This window comes from Halomonas sp. 707B3 (assembly GCF_024158645.1).
GTDB classification, from domain to species: Bacteria; Pseudomonadota; Gammaproteobacteria; order Pseudomonadales; family Halomonadaceae; genus Vreelandella; species Vreelandella lionensis.
Genome location: NZ_JAMZBE010000172.1, coordinates 1 through 6,833, shown reverse-complemented (window position 1 = coordinate 6,833; position 6,833 = coordinate 1). Strand labels below are relative to the sequence as shown.

General features: G+C 52.8%; 7 protein-coding genes. 1 reads left to right on the top strand and 6 read right to left on the bottom strand.

Going from position 1 to position 6,833, the window contains the following annotated elements; all coding sequences use genetic code 11:
• The coding region (locus BIS10_RS16400) for a hypothetical protein (RefSeq protein WP_253506817.1) at positions 1-213 on the top strand (213 nt) is incomplete at its 5' end.
• 50 nt (positions 214-263) lie between these two features.
• Here BIS10_RS16400 and BIS10_RS16395 read toward each other — a convergent pair.
• The 6 genes from BIS10_RS16395 to BIS10_RS16370 form a co-directional block, all read right to left on the bottom strand.
• Positions 264-3,023 carry a DNA methyltransferase gene (locus tag BIS10_RS16395; RefSeq protein WP_253506815.1) on the bottom strand — a complete coding sequence of 920 codons (2,760 nt, stop codon included), beginning with the start codon at positions 3,021-3,023 and terminating at the stop codon, positions 264-266.
• A 458-nt stretch (positions 3,024-3,481) separates the two neighbouring features.
• Positions 3,482-3,979: a DNA repair protein RadC gene (gene radC / locus BIS10_RS16390; protein ID WP_253506813.1), complete on the bottom strand. Its 498-nt coding sequence runs from the start codon at positions 3,977-3,979 to the stop codon at positions 3,482-3,484.
• A gap of 91 nt (positions 3,980-4,070) precedes the next feature.
• A complete protein-coding gene (locus BIS10_RS16385) occupies positions 4,071-4,682 on the bottom strand; it encodes a lambda exonuclease family protein (protein WP_253506810.1) in 612 nt (203 codons plus the stop codon).
• A gap of 44 nt (positions 4,683-4,726) precedes the next feature.
• Positions 4,727-5,518, bottom strand: a complete 792-nt coding sequence (locus tag BIS10_RS16380) for an ERF family protein (RefSeq protein ID WP_253506807.1) — start codon at positions 5,516-5,518, stop codon at positions 4,727-4,729.
• 62 nt (positions 5,519-5,580) lie between these two features.
• On the bottom strand, positions 5,581-5,775 hold the full coding sequence (locus tag BIS10_RS16375) for a hypothetical protein (protein ID WP_081138518.1): 195 nt from the start codon (positions 5,773-5,775) through the stop codon (positions 5,581-5,583).
• A gap of 124 nt (positions 5,776-5,899) precedes the next feature.
• A partial coding sequence (locus BIS10_RS16370) for a DUF932 domain-containing protein (RefSeq protein ID WP_253506803.1) occupies positions 5,900-6,833 on the bottom strand: 934 nt, incomplete at its 5' end.

The following is a 6,833-nucleotide window of genomic DNA, read 5'->3' as shown; positions in this document are numbered from 1 at the left end:
GGGCATGGCACTGTCTGGGTGAATGGCGATAATGGCTATATTGCCATGCAGGTCAGTGGGTTAGAAGTGCTTCCGGGGGCCGGTCTCACGGATTCAGGGATGATGATAGATTTCCAGGCCTACCAAGCCGCTAGCAAAAAAAACAAAGACAGGCCAAGTCCAATGCGTTGGAGACTGGTCAACGTCTATAAAAACGGCGACCACGCCAAATAGAACGAAAAGAACCGCCTTAAGTAACGATGAGTAGTTCTCCAGCAACCCTCTCATGCAGACGCCTTAGCTGTCATCTTGGTATACAGCTCAAACAGCTTTTCCAGGCGTTCCGTATCGTTCTTGAAGCGCCGCCCGATGTAGATCCGCTCCAACACTTCATCATTGCGCTCATGGGCTTCACGCAGATTGTCGGGCATTTTTTCAGGGTCGTAGAGTTCAGCAATGGTGGCCGGAAAGTGCGTTTCACGAGCCAACAGGATATTTTCGGCACAGCGGGTCAGGTCGATTTTGTTTTTTTCGGTCAGGGTTGGGACTGGGAAGGTGTTCCAGCCGAGCTCGTTTGAGTAGCGAAAATCAGTTTTTAGCTGCCCACAGACTGTTGCAATCCAAGATAAGTGCAGCTTTGATACCAAAATAGCAAGTTGCCAAAGTGGAGAATCAAAGATAGCGAATGCCTCACTGGAAACTGTGCTATCTGATCCAATCAATCCAGCGGGCAAGTAATGGCGCGATTCTGACGATGTTCTTGGCATAACTACTGTGTGAACGCGGGCACTACGCATTTCTCTCAGTTGATGTGCCCGCGTTGCCATTGTTCTTCCTCCGGCATCGGTACTGCTCAAACGCATTTTCTTAACAGCATCCACACGGCGTTTAATGCCAGGTACTAGCAACGCCTCTGTTAAATTTTTGTCTTCAATCCAAAGGCAGTATCTACTTAACCCATTTGTAAACTCCCTCGACCCATAAACTCTCCGCACCAATTCATGGCGGCGAGCTTCATTCAGATTTAGATCAGAGAGCTCATCGCGAGAAAGCAAAAGATTGCCGCCGTCATAAGGCATGTTTCCCAAATCCATGCATGATAAGCCGTTTCTGGGTTTCGAACTCTTTTTAACGAGCACATTGTCGCCGCCAACTAGATAGGGGTTTATGAGCGGAACAACTTTGACAAGTAGCTCATTATCGTCTGTTGACGAATAGATTTTTCGAGCAGTCTTCGCCTCTCTCGAAAGTCCTATGATCGCAACTATCACACCTGCATTGTGAGCAGCCAAGTTTTTCCATTTGAAAGAGGTATGAGCAAAAGCTATCTCATACTGATTTGATAAGATCAGCGGCCACAACAATGGAACCTGATGCCCGCGGCATATTGAATTTGTCGAAACAAATGCGCAAGCTGCGTTAGTGTGCTTGCCATAGTCAACCGCTTTAACAAACCAGCATCCAACATAATCAATATATCCATGCTTGACTCCGCGCGGGCCAAAAATATTCTCCATATCGAAAATCTGTTGCGCCGACTTTTTACCTTTTCCTGCATATGGCGGGTTTCCACAAATATATGTTTCGCCGCCCTCATTCTCAAAGTCGATCTGCGCCTGATCCAATGGTGACTCAAACAGATCATCTGCATGGTGTTTTACCGCCGTGCCTGTGGGAGGACAAATGCTCAACCAATCTAGGCGCAGGGCATTACCGCAGGTAATCCAATTATCGGAGCTGAGAGGTAAAAACTCGGCCAGTGCCAGCTTCTTGCCGCGGTAATGCAAGTCACACTGGTACTCGGCAATAATCAACGCTAGACGAGCAACCTCAGCTGAGAAATCTCGCAGTTCAATGCCTCGGAAATTGGTCAGCGGTATATCGGTTGGCCGGTTTGGCTCTTTACGACGCTGGTTTATTTCAGCTTCAATTTCACGCATCTGCTTGTAGGCGATGACCAAGAAATTACCCGAGCCGCAGGCGGGATCAAATACGCGAATTTTGGCCATGCGGTTGCGCAGATTTAGCAGCTTGCGGGCGTTGTCGCCTGCTTCCTCTAGCTTTTCGCGCAAGTCATCCAGAAACAGTGGATTCAGTACTTTCAAAATGTTCGGCACGCTGGTGTAGTGCATGCCCAATGCACCGCGCTCTTCATCGTCGGCCACCGCCTGAATCATCGAGCCGAAAATATCAGGGTTGATCTGTGTCCAGTCCAGGCTGCCGATGTGGAGTAGATAAGAGCGTGCAATTTTGCTGAAACGCGGTACGTCGACACTGCCGGAAAACAGACCGCCGTTTACATAGGGAAACTTCCCCGCCCAGCGGGGGATATTTGCCGCAGCATGCGCTTCTTGCCGCGTGTTCATGGCGCGGAAGATTTCGCTAATCACTTCATGGGTATTGGCAGAGTCTCTGGCGCTCATGTCTGACACGGTATCGGTAAACAGCCCGCTACCGGCGAAGATGTCCGTATCTTCGGCAAAAAAACAAAAGATCAGCCTAGCCATGAAGTGGTTCATTTCATGGCGCTGCTCTTCTGTGCCCCAGCTTGGGTTATCTTTCAGTAGCTCCACATACAGCCGGTTCAGGCGGCTGGTGGCACGAATATCAAACGAGCTTTCACGCACCTGTTTAACAGTGGTGATACCCGCCAGGGGCAAAAAGAAACCGAAGTGATCCGGAAATTCTTCATATTTGCAGGCAACCGTCTCGCCGCTTTCCAGCTCCTCGGCCTCTAGCATCTCACCATCGGTGGCAAGCACGAACTTCGCCTTGGCACGCGTAGTCGCGGGGCTAGCCTTCAACGCAGCTAGGGTTTCGTTAACGGCACCAGCCTCCGCCACCGCAATATGGATATTGTTGGTCTGTAATACACCGCCCCAGGCACCAGAAAAGTCCGACTTATTAGACGTACCCGAACGCAACCGCTTGATGGTGGTCGCCTTGTTGCCAAAAGCTTCCAGAAAGGCATAAGGGAACTCAGCCGGATCAAAGGGCTGTTGTGCCAAGTCAGAAATGGCGGATTCAATTTCAACTGCGTTCATGGAGTGCCGTTTTTCCTATTCAACTGCTGGCAGGTGCTACTTGCTCGACAAGCGGTGGGGTAACATCGGTCAAATCGCAGGATAATTAACGCTTTACCGGCTAGCTAGAGCGGAAAACACTACCCACTGCCCGCGTCATTGACTGACCAACGCGAGGTAACCCCGGCGTTATCATGACGGAGTGACAGAAGGTTTCCAAGGACTGGGTATTCATTTCATGAAAGCTATCATCTACGCCTGATTCTACCTATCGAGCAGGTACAGCGGAGCAACACAGATGCAAACGCCTTATAGCTCAATCGCTTTACGTCATGGCCTATTCACTTGGCCAAACATCTAACTTGCTTGTTTTTTTTCGCAAAATCCCCTGATAAATGGCAATTAGACAAAAAAATAAATTGAGTATTGGAGACAGGTACTGCCCCTGGGGCAGTACCTGTGCCTTCGAGTATGAACGTTTACAGATACCCTTTTTCTGCGAATGACGTGCATCCATCGCTACCCACCACCACGTGATCAATCACCCGTATATCCATCAAGCCAAGCGCTTCCTTCAGTCGCTCGGTAATACGCCGATCCGCATCGCTAGGTTCAGGATCTCCACTAGGGTGGTTATGAACGAGAATGACTGCAGCGGCGTTGTAAGCGAGCGCTGCTTTCAGCACTTCCCGTGGGTACACGCTGGCAGAATCAATGGTGCCGCGAAACAGCTCTTCAAAGCGGATAACACGGTGTTGGCTGTCGAGAAACAGTACGCTGAAGACTTCGTACTCATAGTCCTGCAGCAACAGCTGCAGGTGCTCAAATGCTTGCGAGGGCTGTGAGATCCTGCGGCCTTTGGCGAGCTTACGCCGTGCGAAGCGTTTGGCCATGGCGATGATGTCAGTTTCCGTGACCGGCGAAGTGACTAAGTAGGAGCCCGCCACTTCCCCGGCTTTAAGTTTGGCGTGTGTCATGGTTGCCTCCAAAAAATAAAAAAATGCCGGGGTGGTGGCCCCGGCATCTATGTCGTTAATAGTAAATGAGTGTTGTGGTTCAGTGGGCAAGTCACGCCGCCATCACTTGGCTGATGCGCCGCTCCATCTCCTCATGGAACGCCTCAACCCGCTCGGCAATCGTGCGGATCAGCGCCTCGTCTCGGTAAGCGCGTTTCACAAACAGCGGCATACCGGGCCAGTAGCTCACAAAGTCGATCCATTCTCGTTCGCTGACCCATAGCCCACCTTGGCATTGGGGCATGTGCTCGTCGGGGATTTCCCCGCTGAGCAGCACCTCAATCTGGAACTTAGGCAGCTTGGTCTTGATCTCCAATAGGCCGTTTCTGCCAATCAGACTATCCGGTGAGTAGCCCACGTTGTGGTTAAGGATCAGGCCCACTTCTTTAGGCTTGGATGCGCCGGTCATATCGCGATACAGCGAGCGGGCGACGCTCTCTAGCTCTTGCCCCCGCTTGGTGTGGGCATTGCCTTGAAACGGCTCGGCCAATTCACCGGTCATACGCTCGCCGATCAACTGGTGCATGTAGGTAATGGCTCCGGTACCCAACCCACCGGGGCCTTTACCATTTACCAGCAATGCCTTGAGTTCTGACATGGTGACGCGCCCAAGACGCCCCGCCAGCCACTCGGGCGAGCCTTGTGGCATGGTGAGTATCTTCATAACGCCTCCTGTAGGCGATGAGAGATCGGACTGAGACGCGATTGCTATTTCACGGCTCGCTTGGTGAGGGATGCGCGGAGCTTGTCGAAATCTGCCTGAGGCACCTGAACCGCAGCACCGTATTTGCCTCTGAACCACTCTTGCGTGGTGGCTGGGCATTGGCTGATCAAACGCTGAATCTGCCCCGCCTGAAAGGCGGTGACCCTCTTCACGGCTGCACGTGTACTGGTATGACCGTTATCGTCTTGGCCACGTGTGGTGATGTTGAGCAACGCGCACAGCACATAGCGCTTGCCGTAGCTGGTAGACGATCCAAATGCCTGGACGGCGTTCTTGTTACCGCTCATATCCGCAGGCAGCAGCATGCTGGTCTCTTCACGGTGACCATCCTTATGCATTAGCACGCCCGTTACTTGGATACCGCGTTCCTGGGTCTGAATACGGAAGCTCACCGCAAAGCCGTGTTTTTGCAGTATGGGCCGTACGGTATCGACAATGTCTTCCAGCGTGGCATAGCAACCGTTGTTGGTTTGGCCACGCTCTTCAATGCTGGGCAACTCTGTCTGCATCCCTGCCATGGCCGCGCTGTAGGCCATCATTGCTTGACGATCCATTACCCGTTCCTGCATTTGCAGCAGGCGCTCCATCTTGTCGATATCGACGTCAGGGTTGAGAGCAGCTCGCTCAATTACCTGGATAATGGCGGTGCTATCAGCCGTAGGGTGCGCTTCTAGCGCCGCTGAGTTTGGGGAGTGCTGAGCGTTGGCGTCTGCTTGAAGGGAAGGCACTGGGCCTTTTTGGGAAGACGCATTTACTACATGAGTACGCTGTGCCATGGGGCACCTCCTTTTACGTGAAGAGAGAAATGCGGGCTAGTCAGCCCTGTTCATGGGGTGTGTCATTTAACGAGCGCCGGAACGTCGGGTAAGTGACGCGCAATGTCTGCGGGATCGATATGCTCCAGGCGTATCTCCACGCGATAGAACTCGCCCTGGGCACACACCAGCGACGTTGCGTTATGAGCGTCGTGCTCTAGCAGTTGTTTGGTGAGTCGAGTGATAGCCATCTCAATGGCGTCGGAAACAAAGCTCATGCGGGTACCTCGCGGCATAAGCCCCACAGCAAAACGCCCAGCCTTTTCAGGGGCTGGGCGTCTATGCCGTGAGGGTGAGGATGATCATTAGGTGAATCGCTTGTAGGGATGGGGGTATGGATGGCTACGACACCAGCTGTAGGGCGGCATCCAAAGCCTCTTGTTTGAGCTGTGCCCCCTGACCAAACCAGGCTGAGTCCATACGGGTATCGTTACTGCGTGCCCGCTTGTCATGGTCGACGTATTCCGTCACTGCATTGAGTAAGCCCCAGGCCGTGTCTTTGGCAGTCACCAAGTGAGAGCCCCGGCCTTCACCGTGGTAAAGCTTCTGCACCTTATTCAGCGCCCGGTAATTGGGCAGTTTTGAAGGATCGTCCAGCGGCTTCTCTGCGCCACAAATCACCGACTGAAGATACTGCTGCGCTTCCTGCCGAGTGATTTTACGCTCCGCTAGGGTTTTCATCCGATACATGAAGTCATTCCATTGCGACACCGAAATGCCTAACTGACGCTTCACGGCACGCGGATCAAACTCTGAACGGTGGGGCACCTTCACCGCTTGCGACGTGCCATCGACGGCAATCTGCAACGTGTTATTGCACACCACCCGCACCGTGGTGGGTGTGGCCATAGTGGCCAGGGTGCCATCGCAGGAGGTTGCCAACAGCAGGTAGTCGTTCACCTCATCCTGACCTTTGAGCGACGTGCTTAAGCCGCTACGGGCTAACGCCCAGAACTTACGTCCGCCTTTGAGCACGCCAGCGGTTTCTAGCTCATACCCGGCGTATTCCGTCAGGTCGCGATAGAACTCCAGGATCTCTTCAGGCTGTACCACCTTATAGCGCTGAGACACCACCGATAGCGGTGCTTTGGTATCTGAGCGGTAGAGCACCTTTTGTTCAGGGAACGAGTGAATGCTGCCCAGGTGGCTAGCCCCTTCGGCAATAAAGCGCACCGGCGCTTCTTCAATATGCCAGTTCATACCGGCCTGTTGCTGCCAGACCTCCAGCGGTTGATGACGAGACAGTTGCTGCCCCAGGCCATGCCAAGGGGTATCG